This window comes from Propioniciclava coleopterorum, assembly GCF_011393335.1.
Classification (GTDB): domain Bacteria; phylum Actinomycetota; class Actinomycetes; order Propionibacteriales; family Propionibacteriaceae; genus Propioniciclava; species Propioniciclava coleopterorum.
The window spans coordinates 371,850-388,755 of record NZ_CP049865.1 but is presented as its reverse complement, the minus strand read 5'-3'; the positions used below and the strand labels follow the sequence as shown (position 1 = coordinate 388,755).

General features: G+C 66.5%; 15 protein-coding genes. 6 read left to right on the top strand and 9 right to left on the bottom strand.

What is annotated here, in order from left to right:
- Positions 1 to 120: 120 nt before the first annotated feature.
- A complete protein-coding gene (locus G7070_RS18200) occupies positions 121 to 2,226 on the bottom strand; it encodes an ATP-dependent DNA helicase (protein ID WP_246228152.1) in 2,106 nt (701 codons plus the stop codon).
- Complete coding sequence (gene mobF, locus G7070_RS17490; RefSeq protein ID WP_246227218.1) at positions 2,127 to 3,782, bottom strand: MobF family relaxase; 1,656 nt, start codon at positions 3,780 to 3,782, stop codon at positions 2,127 to 2,129. The genes G7070_RS18200 and mobF overlap by 100 nt, the downstream gene beginning before the upstream one ends.
- Before the next feature lie 262 nt (positions 3,783 to 4,044).
- Here mobF and G7070_RS01810 point away from each other — a divergent pair, with 262 nt between their 5' ends.
- The gene (locus G7070_RS01810; RefSeq protein ID WP_166231489.1) at positions 4,045 to 4,692 is read left to right on the top strand and encodes a DNA cytosine methyltransferase; all 648 of its coding nucleotides are present in this window, start codon (positions 4,045 to 4,047) and stop codon (positions 4,690 to 4,692) included.
- Here G7070_RS01810 and G7070_RS01805 read toward each other — a convergent pair.
- The 6 genes from G7070_RS01805 to G7070_RS01780 all read right to left on the bottom strand — a co-directional run bounded on the left by G7070_RS01805 (position 4,679) and on the right by G7070_RS01780 (position 10,480).
- Positions 4,679 to 5,671: a tyrosine-type recombinase/integrase gene (locus G7070_RS01805; RefSeq protein ID WP_166231486.1), complete on the bottom strand. Its 993-nt coding sequence runs from the start codon at positions 5,669 to 5,671 to the stop codon at positions 4,679 to 4,681. The two genes, G7070_RS01810 and G7070_RS01805, sit on opposite strands and share 14 nt — an antisense overlap.
- A complete protein-coding gene (locus G7070_RS01800) occupies positions 5,664 to 6,593 on the bottom strand; it encodes a tyrosine-type recombinase/integrase (protein WP_166231483.1) in 930 nt (309 codons plus the stop codon). The genes G7070_RS01805 and G7070_RS01800 overlap by 8 nt, the downstream gene beginning before the upstream one ends.
- Entirely contained in the window at positions 6,590 to 7,528 is a 939-nt protein-coding gene (locus tag G7070_RS01795; protein ID WP_166231480.1) for a tyrosine-type recombinase/integrase, read from the bottom strand. Before G7070_RS01795 ends, G7070_RS01800 begins: the two co-directional genes overlap by 4 nt.
- Before the next feature lie 238 nt (positions 7,529 to 7,766).
- Positions 7,767 to 8,978, bottom strand: a complete 1,212-nt coding sequence (locus G7070_RS01790) for an ISL3 family transposase (RefSeq protein ID WP_206079689.1) — start codon at positions 8,976 to 8,978, stop codon at positions 7,767 to 7,769.
- A 190-nt stretch (positions 8,979 to 9,168) separates the two neighbouring features.
- Positions 9,169 to 9,945, bottom strand: a complete 777-nt coding sequence (locus G7070_RS01785; RefSeq protein WP_166231477.1) for a hypothetical protein — start codon at positions 9,943 to 9,945, stop codon at positions 9,169 to 9,171.
- Position 9,946: 1 nt separating this feature from the next.
- On the bottom strand, positions 9,947 to 10,480 hold the full coding sequence (locus tag G7070_RS01780; RefSeq protein WP_166231474.1) for a hypothetical protein: 534 nt from the start codon (positions 10,478 to 10,480) through the stop codon (positions 9,947 to 9,949).
- 607 nt (positions 10,481 to 11,087) lie between these two features.
- On the opposite strand from G7070_RS01780, the gene G7070_RS01775 reads away from it, so the two are divergent.
- A complete protein-coding gene (locus tag G7070_RS01775; RefSeq protein ID WP_166231471.1) occupies positions 11,088 to 11,297 on the top strand; it encodes a hypothetical protein in 210 nt (69 codons plus the stop codon).
- Between the two features lie 382 nt (positions 11,298 to 11,679).
- Here G7070_RS01775 and G7070_RS01770 read toward each other — a convergent pair.
- Positions 11,680 to 12,950, bottom strand: a protein-coding gene (locus G7070_RS01770) for an IS3 family transposase (protein WP_166230744.1) whose coding sequence is annotated in 2 segments (ribosomal slippage) — positions 11,680 to 12,662 and positions 12,662 to 12,950 — 1,272 coding nt in all. Because the reading frame shifts where the segments join, the coding sequence is not laid out codon by codon here.
- On the opposite strand from G7070_RS01770, the gene G7070_RS01765 reads away from it, so the two are divergent.
- The 4 genes from G7070_RS01765 (at position 12,892) to G7070_RS01750 (ending at position 16,900) form a co-directional block, all read left to right on the top strand.
- Positions 12,892 to 13,749 carry an AraC family transcriptional regulator gene (locus G7070_RS01765; RefSeq protein ID WP_206079890.1) on the top strand — a complete coding sequence of 286 codons (858 nt, stop codon included), beginning with the start codon at positions 12,892 to 12,894 and terminating at the stop codon, positions 13,747 to 13,749. The genes G7070_RS01770 and G7070_RS01765 overlap by 59 nt on opposite strands.
- 156 nt (positions 13,750 to 13,905) lie before the next feature.
- The gene (locus tag G7070_RS01760; RefSeq protein ID WP_246227217.1) at positions 13,906 to 15,045 is read left to right on the top strand and encodes an ArdC-like ssDNA-binding domain-containing protein; all 1,140 of its coding nucleotides are present in this window, start codon (positions 13,906 to 13,908) and stop codon (positions 15,043 to 15,045) included.
- Positions 15,045 to 15,971 (top strand): bifunctional DNA primase/polymerase, encoded by a 927-nt coding sequence (locus G7070_RS01755; protein WP_073186139.1) that lies wholly within the window; start codon positions 15,045 to 15,047, stop codon positions 15,969 to 15,971. The genes G7070_RS01760 and G7070_RS01755 overlap by 1 nt, the downstream gene beginning before the upstream one ends.
- Positions 15,971 to 16,900 (top strand): DUF2637 domain-containing protein, encoded by a 930-nt coding sequence (locus G7070_RS01750; protein ID WP_073186140.1) that lies wholly within the window; start codon positions 15,971 to 15,973, stop codon positions 16,898 to 16,900. The genes G7070_RS01755 and G7070_RS01750 overlap by 1 nt, the downstream gene beginning before the upstream one ends.
- The last annotated feature ends 6 nt before the right edge of the window (positions 16,901 to 16,906 follow it).

Below are 16,906 nucleotides of genomic sequence, written 5' to 3'. Positions count from 1 at the left end.
GCGAGTCGTTGTCGAGACGGTGCGTGGAGAGTGACCCGAAGGTCTGCCGCGAGCGGCCCAAAGATAAGGAGAAATCCGCCTCACCTCAAGGCTACGCCCCAGTCATGACATTGGGAAGGGTCAGATGCTGCGCCCGGGCCCGGGCTGGTCGCGCCTGACGGCCTGGAGATCGACCTCTGTCTGACGGCTCTCATCAGCGACCAGCTGACGTACCTTGTCGAGCGCGGAGCGCGCTCGGGCGGCGTCGATCTTCTGCGCGGCCGACTCGGGCGGGGCACCGATGGGCGCGTCGTCGGTGATGCGGTACCGGTCTCGGTAGGCCGCGACCACACGTGCGGACTTGCGCCAGGCCGCGGCTCGTCGTCGATCGGCGAGCGGTGTTCCGAGTGCCTTCGTCCACGCTGCGTTCTCGGTGAGCGCGGCTTCGAGTGTGGCGTCGGCGCGTGCCTCGATCAGTTCCTCTCGCTCGTCGAGAGCTGCTCGCATCTCGGCGTCGATGACTCCATGCGCCCGTGGGAGCAGGCCGGCGATGAGTCGTGCTGGCTTGCGGGTTCGGCCTGATCCTGCGGGCCGGGCGGTCGCCCGCTCGACTCGGTAGTGGAGGACGGCGGCGATGTCGTCCGCGTCACCGAACCCGCGCACGGCCACGAGGCGCGGCAGGAGGGCATCGACATTGTGATGGTTCGATTCAGCGCGTCGTAGTTCAGCCGCGAGCGGGCCGAACGCCTCGGACTCGATGGCACTCTCGGCCTGTTCCTCGGTGAGCCCGGAGCCCCGAACGAGAGTGGCCCAGCGGTCGCGTTGGGCTGCGGCGGCGATGGTCTCGTACTCGGCGGCGAGCTGGGCGATCGAGCCCCACTGTTCCTGCTCGGCGACGATGGTCTCGTGCGCCGAGAGTTCGGCCCCGCTGTGCTGAAGAACGCCGTACAGCACGCTTCGCGCGGTGGCATGCGGGTCGTCGCCAGGGTGCGGCTGGGCATGGTCGTCGGCGCGGTCGAGAGTCACGTAGGCGTGGTTCGAGTGCCGCCCTCGGGTCATCGCGACGTAGAAGGTCTCCCTCGTCGAGGTCGGTTCGACCAGCACGTGCGCAGTGTCGGTCGTGATGCCTTGGGCGCGGTAGGCGGTGACTGCGTAACCGAGATCGACATGCTCGGCCACATACGAGGCCGGGAGGACGATGCTGCCGCCGAACCTGCGCCCACGCCTGCGAGCCTTGATGGTTCCGTCGTCGCCGACGGTGGTGCCGGTTCCATAGTCGCGTGCGATGGTGATGGTGCTGTCGTCGCCGACGGCGGTGACGGTCCAGATGTCGCCGTTGCGTACCCAGTCCCGCCCGGCCAGGGTGCGCAGGTTCCGGTTGTTGAGTCGCGTGATGATGGTGTCGCCAACGCCGGCGGCGGTACCGTCGCGCAGCTCGACCTCGCGGTCGGGGTTCAGCGTCTTGTTGAGGATCAGATCGGCACGGGCGCGACCGTTCAGCGCGGTCACGTCCTCATGGGTCTCGGCGATCAGCACCGAGACGAGTCCCGCGTCGCGATCGGCGCGCCAGGCGTTGTAGGCGGCATCGGTCATGGCCTCGCCGTCGCCGTCGGTAATGCGCTGATGGGCGAGGTAGGTGTCGATAGCCGCCGTGCGGCCGTGGCGTAGCTCAAGTGAGGCGGTCTTCTCCCAGACGTGGGTGAAGCGGTGAACGTCGACCAGTTCGGGGGTGTCGGCTCGGTCTCTGGCGATCATCGCGAATGCTCCGCCGGCGTCCACGGATTGCAGTTGCGCGTAGTCGCCGACCAGCAGCACCTTCGCGCCCGCTTCATGGGCGAGGTGGGTGATGCGGTCCAGCGACAGGGCGCCGGCCAGGGATGCTTCGTCGATGATGACGAGCTGACTCGCCTCGAACGTGGTGCCGTGGATGAGGTGGTTCTGCCACCACTTCGCCGTGTTCTCCGTCGCGATCCCGAGATCGTCCGCCAGCACCTGGGCGGCAACCGCCGACGGTGCCAACCCGACGACCGAACCGGAGCCGTGCTCGGCTTCCCACGCTCGTCGGAGCGCGCTCATGGCGGTGGTCTTGCCCGCCCCAGCAGGACCGACCAGCACGTCAAGCATCCGCCCCGACACCGCGATCCGGGTCAAGGCATCGGCTTGGTCGTCGCCGAGCATTCGACCATCCGCGGCGGGTCTGCGCGTGGTCTTTTCGACCGTCGCGAGCTGCACCGTCGGCCCGGCCAGGTTCGCTGCTCGTTCGAGGAGTCTGTCCTCGGCCGCGAGCTGGGCCTCGGAGGTGAACACCGTCGAGCTCTTCGGTCGGAACACGGAACTGCCGTCGGGCCGACGGAACACGACAGGCGAGGAGGCGAGTTCGGGGGCGTCAGCCGAAAGGAAACGAGCTCGGCGGCATCGGCAACCATCGCGACGATCGCTTCCCGATCGTGCATGGTGGCGAACCGCCAGCCCATCGTCTGCCGGGATGCCTCGGCCATGAGATTCCACCGCCGCCAGGTCGAACGCTTCTCACCGACCACCTCGACGACCGAACGCCCCAGCTCACCGATGACATCGAGCGGCACGTCGTCGGCATGCAGCAGGAGCGGCTTGTCGTTGTCGGTCACCTCGCGCGCCCACGTCGTCGCATCCCGCCCCAACGCTTTCGTGGCGCGCTCCCGCCATTCGACGGTGAGGTCAGCCAAGGACCGAACCTGCTTCTCGGGCCGAGTCGCGAGTGTGGCTTGAGCTCGCAATTTCATGATCGCCGCTGGTGTCGGGCGTCGTCCGTGCGCTGCGACGTACTTGGCGATGAGGCGATCGGTCTCGGCGTTGATGTGACGCGCGCGGGTAGAGAACTCGGCGATCAGTTCCTCGGGCACTCCAGTGATCGCCCATGCAGGGTTGTGGTCGCGGCCCATCTCTCGGGCCTCCCATGAGACGCCGAAGGTGCGTGTCATGTGGTCGGCGAACACGGCTTCGTGGAGTTCGGAGAGCGCGACGACGGCGGTGTGCATGGGTCTGCCGTCGAGCGAGCGCCATTTGCCGTCGAGGACGGTCTTGGCCTTGTTGCTGATGACGACGTGCGTGTGGAGGTGGGGGTCGCCGGCGCGGGAGTCGAAGTGATCGAAGGCGGTCGCGATGAGCCCGGTGACATCGACCTGCGCAACCGCGCCGTCTCCGGCGGTTGCGCCCGTGCGCGTGGCTGCAACCTCGCGTTCCATGAACGCAACCACCTCCGCAACCGCGCGATGATGCGCCTCGGCGATGAGTGCTTGTACCCCGGCGTCGGCGACTGCCCACAACACGCTCGCGGACTTCGGGATCGAGAAGGTGAAGTCGAAGCCCGCCACAGCACGCCGTGTACTTCGGGCTGTCTCCTCGGCAACGATCTGCGCGACGGCCTCTCCCTTGGCGCCGGGGGTCATGGTCGGTTCGAGGTCGGCGATCCGCGCTTCGATTCGCTGCTCCTGGTTCTTGTATGCCGCGAAGCCCAGGCCGAGCTTGTCGCCGGTGATCGGATCACAGCCTGTGCCCATGAGGAGCTGGAGTTGGTGTTCCGATACTCGGTCGCCCACCTGAATCTCGCCCTTGCCGAGGGCCGCTACGCCTGCGCCGAGCCAGCGGCCGGGCGGTGTGCCTTCTTCCATGTAGTAGCGGGTAAGCGGCGTCGAGAGCGGCCTGTTGCCGTCGGCTGCCGCGACGGTCTTGAGCAGGTACTTGTAGCCGTCACCTGCCGACATCACGCGCATCGAAACCGTCATGCCCACCTCCGCTCCTGCCGGGCAGGTGAGCACCCTCACCCGGTGACTTCTGAAGCGGTCATGGCCGGCTCAACCTCGACCTGCAAGAGGCGTGTCAGCTCAGAAAAGGCAGGGTGTGGCGGAGCTTCCTGAGTGCGGGCTGTCGTGAATGGACGTTGCTGGTCGATGGACTGGATGGCACTGGGCCGGCGACCGCGAGGACAGGTCAGCACGACGTAGTGGTGCACCTGACAGGTGACCAGCCCGGCGACACGACTCACGCGAGTTCTGGCCGGGGATCATCCCGTCAGCCGGAGCATTCATGCACGACACACCGACCGATCCCGCGAGTCCGCTGAGGATCGGTTCGCTCTTCTCGGGATACGGCGGCCTCGACCTCGCTGTCGAACATGTCTTCGGCGGAGAGACCGTCTGGTTCTCTGAGATCAATGAGCCCGTGGCCAGGGTCTTCGCCCACCACTGGCCCGACGCCCCGAATCTGGGCGACATCACAAGGATCAGCTGGTCGCAGGTCGAGCCCGTTGACATTCTGATCGGCGGCTTCCCCTGCCAAGACGTGTCCACCGTCGGCAAGCGCGCCGGTCTCGCACCCGGAACCCGCTCAGGTCTATGGGCGCACATGGGCACAGCCATCGAAGTGCTGCAACCCCAATGGGTCGTCATCGAAAACGTCCGCGGTCTGCTCTCGTCCCCAGCCATCCGACCGATCACCGAAGGAGACGACAATGCCCCGCGCAACCCCTGCGCAGCAACCCCCGACGATACAGCCCTTCGCGCTCTGGAGCCCGACCCGTGGCATCTGGGAGACAGCGCAACTCGACCTCTACGAGCAGCCGGCGCCGTTATGCCGAGTGGATGGTTATGCCGACCGGTCCCGCAGCGTGCCCGGATGCTGGGCGCCGATGTCGATTCCGGTCGGCATAACCGTGGCGCCCTCATCGATCGGTGAGGAAGGCGATGAGAGCGTCTGACGCCTGATAGCGGGCCGGCGGGTGGTCTCCGATTGGGGCGAGCCGGTCAAGGCTGCGGCGCTTGAGCTCCAGGTCCGCATGCAGGTATGCCTGGGTGGTCTGGATGGTGGCGTGGCCGAGCCAGAGCGCGATGCTCGCGGTGTCGATCCCGGCGTGCAGAAGCATCATCGCGCAGGTGTGCCGCAGGGTGTGCGGGGTGACGTTCTTCCCGCGCAGGCTCGGGCAGCGTCCGGACGCGACCGTGACGTGCCGAGCGAGGAGCTTCGCGACCGCCGCCCGGCTCAACGGCGTTCCCCGGCTTGTAGGGAACAGCGGTGCCGTCGGGGTCGTGCCCGATTCGGCGAGCCAGGCGTTCAGGAGCCGGACGGCGGGCTTCTGCAGTGGTATCACCCGGTGCTTGCGGCCCTTGCCGAGACAGCGGAGCTGACTGTGCGGCCCGATCTCGACGTCGACAACGCGCAGACCGATGAGTTCGCTGACGCGCAGCCCGGTCTGGATGCCCAGGTGCAGCAGGAGCCGGTCACGTCGACCGGTCCAGGTCGTGGTGTCAGGAGCTGCGATTAGCGCCTCGGCCTCGGTGCGGGTGAGGAACGACACGATGGTCGTCTTGGTCCGTTTCGCGGGGATCGCCAGCACCTGGCTGATCGTCGCGATCGCTCCGGGTGCCCGGTAGCTGGCGTAGGTGAAGAACGATCGCAACGCGGCGCGTCTGGCGTTGCGTGTCGAGGCGGAGTTGCCGCGTTTGTCTTCTAGGTGTTGGAGGAACCCCCCGATCATGTCGGCGTCCAGGTCCGCCAGCCTCAAGGCGGACGGGGCGGTGCCGGTGCGCTGGTGGGCGTAGGTGAGCAGGAGCCGGAAGGTGTCGGCGTAGGCGGCCTTGGTGTGAACACTGGCGTTCATCTGCCCGTCGAGCTTGTCGGTGAAGAACCGCTGCAACAGCGGAGCGAGATCACTCATCGTCGCCCCCGATCATCGGGAGGCGTGCGCCAAGCGCTGCGGCCAGCTCGGGGGTGTTCGACAGATACCAGTAGGTCGAGACCGGGCTGACGTGCCCGAGCCAGGCCGAAAGCACCGGCATCATCTGCTCGATGTCACCGCCAGTGCGGATGTGCCCGATCAGGGTGTTGGTGGCGAAGGAATGCCGAAAGTCATGCAACCGGGCCGCCGGTTCCGACGTGCTGCCGGTCATGCCTGCAAGGGTGCGGATTTCACGGAACGTCGCCCCGGCCGTCGACGCGGCGATCCTCGTGCCTCGCCGGGTGACGAACACAGCTTCGCTGACCGGACTCGGGAACCGCTCATCTCGAAGCCTCCGATAGGCGGCGATCGCGGTCATCGTGGTGGTGTGGACGGGGACCAGACGGGACTTGCCGAACTTCGACTCCATCACGCGCACCCATCCGCCCTCGCCGGTGTCGTCGGTGGTGATGTCGGCGTCGTTGAGGTCGCAGGCTTCGCTGATCCGTAGTCCGGTCACCGCCAGCAGCCCGAGCAGCGTCTGCCAGACCGCGGCGCGGACGGTTGGCGTCAGCCGTCCCGCCGCGCGCAACAGGACATCGATCTGCTCGGTGGTGTAGATGTGCGGACGAGGACGGTGGTTCACGTAGGGTCTGCCGTCCAGGACGGGGACCTCGGTGGCGGGATCGAACCAAGCAACGTGCTCGGCGAACTGGCGGACCGTGTTCAACCGGATCAGCACCGTGCCTCGGGAGAACCTGGCCGCCCAGGCGATGGCGAGATCGTGACGGATCGTGGTCTGGCCCTTCTCGTCCATGAAGTCCACGAACTCACCGAGCACCCGACCCGGCTCGGTGAGCTTGAACCCCAACGCTCGCCTGGTCCTCAAGTAGCGATCCAGCAGGTCACGCAGCGCACTCATCGCTCCCACCTGCCCTCAGCCGCGGCCGGCCACTCAGGGACGAGCTGGGTGAGCCTGGTCTGGTCGACCTTGGTGTAGTTCGCGGTGGTCCGCAGTTGTGCGTGCCGCAGTAGCCCCTGGACTTCCTGGAGCGTGGCGCCCGAGGCGAGCAGCCCGGTGGCGAAGGTGTGCCGCAGTCGATGCGGACCGAACTCGGTGATCCCCGCCCGCGAACAAGCCATCCGCACGATCTTGCTGATGCCGTTCGAGGCCACCGGGCGCACCGGCTCGAACATCGTCAAGAACACCTCGTCATAGCCTGCTCTGCCGCCCCGGCCATGCACCACGTAGTCCTCTAAAGCACGCCCCACCTCCTCGGGCAACGGCAGCTCATCGGCACGGTCGCCCTTACCGCGGATGCGTAGTGTGCCGGTGCGCCAGCCGATGTCGGTCAGCCGCAACGCCGCGATCTCCCCAGCCCGCAAACCCAGACCGGTCAACAGCAGCAGAATCGCCCGGTCCCGCAACCCCTTGGGCGCCTGCAGATCCAGACTGTCTAACAGCGTCTGGATCGTGCCCTCGGGCACCGGGTCCGGGATCGTGGACAGCCGCCATCCCGCAGCATGGGGCACCACCGCGGAGAAGTCCGCACTGGCCCGGCCGGTGCGGTGACAGAACCGCAGGAACGATCGCAGCATCACCAACTGCTTGCGCAACGTCGAGGGCTTCAACCCCTGCCGTGCAGCGTGGTCCACCCACTCCAGAATCGCCCCCGGTGTCAAGCTCCGCAAGGACTCCTCGACCGGGGCCGGTAGCCACCCGATGAACCCGACGATCTGATCGACATAGACCCGCGCCGTGGTCTCCCGGACCGACCGCTCCCGCAGCAGCCAGTCCTCGAACTCCTCCAACACGTCCTGCGCATCCGAGCGCTCACGCTTGCGATACTTCGACATCACGATCCTCCTTGATCTGTGCCAGGCGATCGGTGTGACCGCCCAGTCAGATCAAGCGAACTCCTCGTGACGATGCCAGAGGCCGCCGCCGGCAGAGTTGCGCAATTCGCTGCCGAACGCTGATCTCACACAAGCGTCCGTCTGGCGGGCAGCGCAGACGGAGCGACCATCACGATTCCGCCGCGACCAGGGCCTCAGCGGCTGTCACACCGGGCGGCAACAGTCGAATGGTGGCTCTTCATACCTGCGGTGGGTCGAGGTTGAGTCCGCCGCCGATGAGGAGCATGCGTAGTCGGTAGTTCTCGCGGTTGCGGAAGCCTCTGGCGATGCGTCGGTGGAGCTCGATGAGCCCGTTGATGCTCTCGGTGCCGCCATTGGATGCGCGGCCGGTGTCGAAGTAGGCCAGGAAGGCGTCTTTCCACTGTCTGAGGGTGCGGCCGAGTCGGGCGATCTCGGGGATCGGGCAGGAGGGGAACCCGTCGACGACTTGCTCGGCAATCTGGCGGCCCTTGGCTGGGTCGGGGTGGGCGTAGGCGGCTCGAACCTTCTGGGCGCACTGCCAGGCGACGTGGACGGCGTCGTGGCGGTCATCGGCGGCGATCGCCGCGGCGAGGCGGGCGTGTTGCTTGTCTGTGAGCCGTTCGGCCGCGCAACGCAGGATGTTACGGATCCCGTAGAGCGGGTCGCCGGAACGACCCCGGTGGCCGTGGATCTCCTGCTGCACGCGGCGGCGGACCTCATCGACGGCCCGGCTGGCCAGAGCGACCACATGAAACGCATCAAGGACGGCGGTGGCGTCGGCGAGCTTGTCGTCGATGGCGTTCTTGTAGCCGCGGAACGGGTCCAGGGTGGCGACCTCGACCCCGGCCTTGAACCCCTTCCCGCGCTGGTCGAGCCACGTCTTGTACACGGTGCCCGAACGTCCCGGCACCAGATCGAGCAGCCGGGCATGGACGCGTCCGTCCTTGTCACGAGTGAGGTCGACCATGCCGGTGAGCTCCTTGGGGCCACGCTTGCGGGGGCTCACGTGGTGCCACAGGTGCTCATCCACCCCAAGCGTGGTCACGCCGGCGAACCGGGACTCATCAGCGGCGGCACGCTGCAGGATCGGCTCGATGCTGGTCCACACAGTCCGCCACGTGGTGGCCAACTGCCGAGCCAGCCCGGCGATGCTGGCGTGCTCGCGTCGGACCTGCTCGGTCGCCCAGCGACACGCCCGGGTGGTGAGCATCGCGCGTGGCTTGGCGATCTGTTCGTCCTGCTCGGTGAACACCCCTACGGGACAGGACGGCTCGGGACACGTCCACGTGCGTTTGCGCCAACGCACGCGTGTCGGGGCTCCGAAGCAGGGGATGTCGACCAAGGTGACCGTCCGTCGGCCATGGCTGCGGGCTACCACCCCGCAGGTCGGGCAGCCCATCATCGCTGGTGGGGACTCGACCTCGACCACCAGCCCGGCAGGTCGCCGGTCCACTCCGATGACGTGCACGCCGGGCAAGCCGACCAGACGGTCACAGTTGTCGCAGTAGGCGTCGTCATGGGGGCAGCGCGCAGCACACGTCGTAGGCTCAGACACAGTCGGGGTCCTCGGTGGATAAGAAGCTTGGTAACTCCTGATCCTGAGGGCCCCGACCCCTACCTCAGCCCACCCCGCTCACCCGGCGTGTCGCCCCCGACCCACCGCAAGTACGAAGAGCCCGAATGGTCCGCTTGGTCGTGTCGTACTCGACCAAGCGGGCCTTGTGTAGCTGCTTCAACACGTCCTTACGGAAGGACGGCAGTCCAGGGTGCTCCAGCCAGCGGAACAAATCAGCCTCGTCCACGTCGCTCGTCTCGGTGAGCAACAGCATGAGAGTCTGTTGCTTCCAGGTCAGTCCTTTTCGCAATACGCGCTTCTTGTCGTCGTGCGTCCAGACCCACGCGACTTCACGCTGAATGAGGCCGTCCACGACGGCGGTGGCCTCTTCCGTGGTGAGCGTGTGGAGCAGTCGCACCAACTCGGCGACGAGCCACTTGGAGGTATACAGCACTGCGGTGGCATCCATATGGTTTGGATCGACCTCGGCGCCGGCGTGGCCCACTCCGCGGTTGTTCCGGACGTCGTAGAGGCCGATCATCATCCGTGGGATGAGGATGCGGGCCGACCTGCTGTTCGGAACCTGCTGGTAGACGCTCTCCATCTCCCAGCACTTGTTCGGGAACCTACTCGGCTTCTCAGCGCGAGCGGGGTAGTTTCCTCCCTCCAGCCAGCCCTTGCAGATTGTGTAAGCGGCCTCACACAACTTGCCGCCATTCAGCTCTGAGGGTTCCCATCGATGCTCGCGGTAATTCTTGACGATCTCGTTAAACGCATTCAAAAGATCATCGCGCAGGGTGCTCGGAAGGACCGAGAGCGCGTCCGCCGGCGCCAGGCCCACGTCAGGAGCCCTCGCCGCGCAACATGCCCTGCACGTAGACCAAACCTTCGTGAGTCACCTTGTAGGTCTTGCGCGCCTGCTTGGCGTTGCCAGCCTTCTGCAACTGGATAATTCGTTGCGGCTTCTTCCTCATGTTGCTGGTCAGCGCGTCTGTGATGTTACTGATCGCGTGGCCGAGATTCTTGAGCTCCTTCTGCAACGCTGCCGACTGCCACGTACTCTCGCCCTGAATCGCCTGTAGCCAGTACGCGGCGACCAGTGCCTTATCCGGTTCAGTCTTCGGCTGTGCCTTCGCGAACAGCTCTGCGAAGTGTTCGTACGCGGGCGCTTCCTCTGCGATCTCTTCTTCGGTGACTTCGTCACCCGCCTCCTCGGCCTGATCGCCAGCGCTCGGGCCGCTTCGACGGCCGCTTGTCGCAATGCTCACGCCGTATCGCTCGGCGGCCCAGCGCAGCACACGGCCTTGCGCGTCTTCTTCGAGGTCGGTCAGCGCGGTAGCTACCGCCGACATCGCGTCGATCTCCGGGTCTCCCATGATGCCTCCTATTGGTCAATGTACCTCATATCATACACCAATGTAAGATAGATAACGCGCATGGATGACGCCAATGATCGGTGCTCGACACCGATGGGATGGTCTGTACACCCCGAAGTCTCATCAGCGCCTTCATCAGGGGACGCCGGCTGGCTCGGCAATGTAACCGTCCAGACCATCCAGGCCTATCCCACACTGGTCCGGAGTTGGAGCACCGAAGCTTGTATCGGCTCCAGATGATCGACGTCAGGCCGCCCGCCCGTTACCAGACGGTGGACGCTCTCATCGCCTTCCTCACCGACCGATGACGGCGCCACGGTTATGCCGACCAGGATCGCCGTCGGCACTCAGCTTCGAGGCGCGCCGTGCGGCCGGTCGACATAACCACTCCCTCGGCATAACGGCGCTTATGTGGAAGTTCGCATAAGCGCCGTACTCGGCGATTTGGCCGACCTGCGGATGGATGCACGATGGGTCGGTCTACCTGCTTCCCTTGTCGGCGCTCCTCACCCCCGGTTCCGCATCTTCCTCCTGGCCCGGCGTCAAGACGCTGTTCCGAACCCCGCTCGCGTCGGACTCGCTTCGAGGTGGAGAGACCCTGGACAAGGTGAAGGCGAGACGGGGCACGATCGCACTCTCGCACCAGATCATCGACCTCGCGCTCCACGGACCGGATGGCTCGCTCAGCAGGCACAGCGACTCGGCGACGTTGTGGTCGCTGACCGAGGACATCTTCACCGCTGGGGACGCTATGCACACGCCGTGGCTCGTTGGGAGCACATCACCGGACGAGTCGCACCAGCGCCCGCACTCCTGAGGAACGAGAATGGCCCGCGTCCAGCACCGGAGTTCGTGGAGTGGCTCATGGGACTCCCTACCGCCTGGCTCTCCGATCCACGACATGGCCTTCCGCCGAACCAGCAACTGATGGCGCTTGGCAATGGGGTCCTGCCTCTACAAGCGGCGATCGCACTGACTGCCGTGTCAGCGTTCTCGCCGCTTGGGTAGCGGAGGCTACGCGACCGCCGGCCGGCCGCGATCACTCCGCTGGGTGAGCGGCGGGGGTGTCCCCGATGCGGTGATCCTGCGTTCGTAGATCGGCCAGGCAGCGAGCAGTAGGAGCCCGTTGGCCGCTCGGCGTGCTGGGGTCCGCGGTGTGGGTGGTGATTGAGAGTGAATCCCCCGGCGTGTCCGGAGGCTCAACTGTGTGTGAGCTCAGCCGGTGGCTGGGCGTGTAGACGAGCGTAGAACGCGTTCTCGAGTTCTGCTGGTGGGATGTCGCCGCAGTACTCATACAGCCGTCGGTGGTTGAACCAGTCGATCCATTCGGCGGTGGCGTACTCGACATCATCCAGGGTCCGCCACGGCGCCCGGCGTTTGATCAGTTCGGTCTTGTACAAGCCGTTGATCGTCTCGGCCAGCGCGTTGTCATACGACGAACCGATGGCCCCGACCGAGGGCTGGATCCCGGCAGCGGCGAGCCGTTCGCTATAGCGGACGGCGCTGTACTGGGAGCCCCGGTCGTGATGCGCGATCACCGAGGCCAACTCGTGTCCGTCGCGTTGCCGGGTCCAGATGGCCTGCTCGACCGCGTCGAGGACGAGTTGGGTGGTCATGGTGGCCGAGCAGCGCCAGCCCAGGATCCGGCGGGCGTAGGCATCGGTGACGAACGCGACATACGCCCAGCCGGCCCACGTCGACACATACGTGATGTCGGCCACCCAAAGCCTGTTGGGCTCCAGCGGGGCGAAGTTCCGTTTCACCAGATCACCGGGACGAACGGCTGCCGGATCCGCGATCGTGGTGCGTTTCACCTTGCCACGCACCACCCCCGTCAGCCCGGCCGCGCGCATCAGCCGCTCGATCGTGCAGCGGGCCACGCTGATCCCTTCCCGGTTCAGCTGCAGCCACACCTTCCGGGCCCCGTACACGCCGTAATGAGCGGCATGCACCCGATGCACCTCCACCAACAAGGCCTGGTCGCGTTCTTGCCGACGCGTGGGAAGCTTGTCCTTCCACTCATAAAAAGTCGATGGGGCGATCGGCAGGCCATGCTCGGTCAGCACAGCACAGATCGGCTCAACACCCCATCGCAGCCCGCCAGGCTCCTGGCGGTCGGCGTGCTCGCGGATGAAGTCCACGATCACAGCCCTGGCCGGTCGAGCTCGGCCGCGAAGAAAGCCGAGGCCGCCTTCAAGATCGCGTTCGCCCGACGCAACTCGGCGTTCTCACGCTTGAGCCGCTTCAACTCGGCCGACTCCTCCGACGTGACCCCCGGCCGGGCACCCTGGTCGACCTCGGCCTGACGCACCCACTTCCGCAACGTTTCCGGCGTGGCCACCCCCAGCAGGCCGGCCACCTTGGCCATCGCCGCCCAATCCGTCGGATGATCCGGCCGGACCTCGGCGTACATGCGCACCGCCCGCTGCTTCAACTCAAGCGGATACCTCTTCGATGTGTTCCCTGGCATGACTCCAAACCTTCCCTTCCCAAGGTTCGGAGCCCCCGGACACGCCGGGGGATTCATCCTTGCAGCAAACGTCCTGTGCGGAAGCGAGCCTGAGGGCCACATCACCTTGACCACGATCCATGCGGATACGGACTATGTGATCGATCAGGTCTACTGGCAGCACGCTGGGCTCGTGCGGGATCGGCTTGATGCTCAGGACTTCGCGGCGACCATCTACGCCGAGCCAGCGCAGGTTCTCAGCCTCGGTGAAAGGCAGGCCGAGGCACTCACAACTTGGCTCGACGAGATGGTCGCGCTGAGCGCCGAGCGGCCCGTTGCTCGCTACTTCTTCCGGATGCAGGCCCTGTGGTTTTCCATAGCACACGTCATTGCCCCGTTCATCAAGGCGTCCCCGGTGCGGATATCAGCCGCCCGGCCGAGTCATGTCCGGCCAACCTTGCCGAGGGAACGACGGTTCGCTCCCATCAGGGAGGAGGCCCGCAGAGTTGCTGAGCTGTTGCGGACATCACCCGAGCGGCGATGGACTCTCGCCGCTTTGGCCATGGAAGTACACCTGTCGGCTGCTCAGCTAGGCAGGGTGTTCGTCGACGCCTTTGGCAAGACACCGCTCGCGTTCCTAACGATGGTGCGAGCCGAACGCTTGGCAAGGTACCTGCGCGAGACGGACCTCACTGTCACCGAGGCAATGTGGCGGGTCGGATGGCGCAGCCGAAGTCACGGCACGGAACTGTTCCGTCAGTACGTCGGACTGACGCCGGGTGCCTACCGACGACGCCAAGGGTCGTGTGGGCGCAACTGATGTACCCGATCTCGTCGTGTTCAGTGCCCGATTTCGGGACGTCTGTCTTCCCTAGGCCTCTCATAGCCGGTCGGTGATGTAGTCCGGTAGGGACTCGTCAGGTTCGTGTTGTCGCCTGGCGGTCTTGGTCGCACCCCTGGCCCGCCGTGCTTCTTGATGTTCCTGGCGTACCTCACGGTCACCGACGATCGGGTGATCTCGGCGGAGGGAAGGTCCAGGATGACTGCGACGGAGGAAGTACGAGCCAAGCGGGACGCGAAGCTCGATGAGCTGCACGAGAAGCTGACTGGCGCGGTGGAGACGCTGGTCTCCGGGCGGGACTGGGCCCGCGCGTTGGCGTTCGCGGCCCGGTTCCGATCGCGCTCGTTCAACAACACGCTGCTGATCTGGGTTCAGCACGAGGCTGCGTTCGAGGCTGGCCGGGTGCCCGGGCCGGTGCCGTCGTATGTGGCTGGGTATCGGCAGTGGCAGCAGCTTGGCCAGCAGGTGCAGAAGGGCCAGCCGGGTTACATGATCTTCGCTCCGGTGACCGGCCGGTTCGCCTCGTCGAATCCTGGTGATCCGTCGTCGTGGCGTCGTTTGGGTCCGCGCGAGAAGCACAAGGTCAACGAGGTAGTGCGCACGAAGATGGTGGGCGCTCGGCCCGCCTATGTGTGGGACGTGACGCAGACCGAGGGCGATCCGATCCCTGAGCCACCCGCACCGAAGCTGCTGGACGGCGAAGCCCCGCAGGGACTGTGGGATGGCCTGGCCATGCAGGTCGAAGCGTTGGGGTTCGAGGTGCTGCGTGTCCCGGATGCCGGGCGGATCGGCGGCGCGGACGGCCTGACCGACTATCTGGCTCGGCAGGTGTCGGTGCGTACCGATGTGACGGAGGTCAATCAGATCGCCACGTTGGCGCACGAGCTGGCGCATGTGCTGATGCACGACCCCAAGGATGAGGACGCTCGCCAGCACCGGGGTGTTCGGGAGGTGGAGGCCGAGAGCGTGGCGTTGATGGTCGGTGCTGCGCACGGTTTGGATACCAGTGGTTACACGATTCCGTATGTGGCGGGGTGGGCGTCGTCGGTCAAGGACGCTGAACCGGCGGAGGTCGTCAAGGCGACCGGTGAGCGGGTGCGGAGGACGGCGCTGGGCATCCTCGACCAGCTGGACACGTTCCAGGTCGCCGATGGCACGCCGCCTGGTCTTGCGCGTGATGTTCCCACTGCGGAGCCGAAGGCGCTGCATGTGCCGCCGCCGTCGGAGCATCGGCCGGCGGCGAGGGTGCCGGTGGTGGCGGGTCGGGGGTTGTGATGCCTGCGCGTGCCGACTTCACCAGGGCGTTGTTGCGTGCCAGTGGTGCTTCGACGCTGGCGGCGTCGGCCCGGCATCTCGCGCAGGTGGGGGTGCCGGTGTTCCCCTGCCAGCCGCGCGGGAAGCGTCCGCTCACGACGCGGGGGTTCCACGATGCCACCACCGACATCGGTCGCGTCGAGGCGTGGTGGTCGCGGACTCCGGAGGCGAACCTGGGTGTCCCGACTGGCGCGGTGTCGGGGATGGTCGTGGTGGATGTGGACGTGCATGGCCCGGTTGATGGGCGGCAAGCGTTCGCCCGCGCCGAGCGAGCCGGGCTCGTCGATGGCTGGGGTCTGCTGGTGGAGACCCCGACGGGTGGCCTGCACGCCTACTTCGCTGCGACGGCGGGGGTCGAGCAGCGGTCATGGCAGGCCGCTCGCGCTGGGGTGGACTCCCGGGGTGATGGCGGGTACATCATCGTGTCGCCCTCGGTTCGCATCGTCGGCGGTGTCCCGATCCGCTACGAGGTCGTCAATGTCGGCGACCAGCCTGCCGCTGCGCTGGACTCGCGTCGGCTGCGGGACTTCCTCGATCCACGTCCGGGACCGGTCGTGCGGCAGGGTCGTGGGTTGGTGCGGTTGGCGGATATGAACCGGCTGGCGTTCTGGGTCGCTGGGCGTGGTGAGGGTGAGCGGAACCGGGGGCTGTTCTGGGCCGCGTGCCGCTTGGCCGAGAGTGATGTCTCTGCCTCGGATGCGCTCGATGTCCTCAGCGCAGCCGCCAGCCAGGCCGGGCTGGGCGAACGCGAGATCGCCACCACGGTGCGCTCCGCCTACCGGATCGCGCACCCCGCGCCCGAAGCCGGTGGCCCCGGCCTCGGTGGCGGCGCCTGGTTCGAGCGAGCCAACGCCCCGAACCCAGGCATGGGTGGGCGGAGGCTGTGATGAAGACGACCGGTAGGCAGTGGGCGGGGCGCACCGCAGTGGTGGGGACGGTGTTCATCGCGTTGGGTGCGTTCTGGCTGAGCTTTACCGCGCTCGCCGATCTGGCGGCGCGTTCCGGGGTCGACCGGGGACAGGCGTGGGCGTGGCCGTTGATCGTTGATGGGATCATCGTGGTGGCGACGGTCGCGGTGGTGGCGCTGGCTGGGCAACGCTCAGCCTGGTATCCCTGGTCGCTGCTGGTCGGCGGGGCGCTGGTGTCGGTGACGGCGAATGCGATCCACGCTGTGGTCGCTGCGGACGCCGATGTGCCCGGCCTGCTGGCTGCCTCGGTGGCCGCGGTACCGCCGGTGGTGCTGCTGGCGATCACCCATCTCACCGTGATCCTCACCCGCACCTTCCCACAGGAGTTGCCGGGGCAGCCTGAGGTGTTGTCCGAGATCCCGGAGATGCTGTCCGAGGTGTATGCCGGACCGCAGGGTGTTGTCCACTCAAAGTCGTTGTTGTCCGTTGCCTCTGAACCTCTGGCCGATGAGCGGGAGTTGTCCTTAGCCTCGGATGAAACCCCTGGTCGTTCTGATCGCCGGGCTCGTGCTGCGGCGTTGCGGGCCGCGGGCTGGTCGAACAAGCGGATTGCCCGCGAGGTGCAGGTGCATCCGGCAACTGTGGGGAGATGGTTCGCCGCCGCGCACCTTCCCGACACCAATGATGACGCCGCCGGCGAGCGGGAGGAGACGCGTCAGCGCCAGCCCTCCCCTGACGACGCCGACGGCCCCCGCCCAGCACCGGCATTCGTCGAATGGCTCATGGGCCTGCCGACTGGATGGGTCACCGATAGCGGCGGCCTGACGCAGAATCAACAGATCACCGCCCTCGGCAACGGATTGCTACCCCTCCAGGCTGTGTCCGCGCTGTCACTGCTCGCCGCGTGAACGTGG

Coding starts and splice junctions, on each gene's coding strand:
- G7070_RS01805 (WP_166231486.1), bottom strand. CDS start 5,671: ATGAGTGATCTCGCTCCGCTGTTGCAGCGGTTCTTCACCGACAAGCTC.
- G7070_RS01765 (WP_206079890.1), top strand. CDS start 12,892: ATGCGCACCGCCCGCTGCTTCAACTCAAGCGGATACCTCTTCGATGTG.
- G7070_RS01795 (WP_166231480.1), bottom strand. CDS start 7,528: ATGTCGAAGTATCGCAAGCGTGAGCGCTCGGATGCGCAGGACGTGTTG.
- G7070_RS01800 (WP_166231483.1), bottom strand. CDS start 6,593: ATGAGTGCGCTGCGTGACCTGCTGGATCGCTACTTGAGGACCAGGCGA.
- G7070_RS01750 (WP_073186140.1), top strand. CDS start 15,971: ATGAAGACGACCGGTAGGCAGTGGGCGGGGCGCACCGCAGTGGTGGGG.
- G7070_RS01810 (WP_166231489.1), top strand. CDS start 4,045: ATGCACGACACACCGACCGATCCCGCGAGTCCGCTGAGGATCGGTTCG.
- G7070_RS01760 (WP_246227217.1), top strand. CDS start 13,906: ATGTTCCTGGCGTACCTCACGGTCACCGACGATCGGGTGATCTCGGCG.
- G7070_RS01780 (WP_166231474.1), bottom strand. CDS start 10,480: ATGGGAGACCCGGAGATCGACGCGATGTCGGCGGTAGCTACCGCGCTG.
- G7070_RS01755 (WP_073186139.1), top strand. CDS start 15,045: ATGCCTGCGCGTGCCGACTTCACCAGGGCGTTGTTGCGTGCCAGTGGT.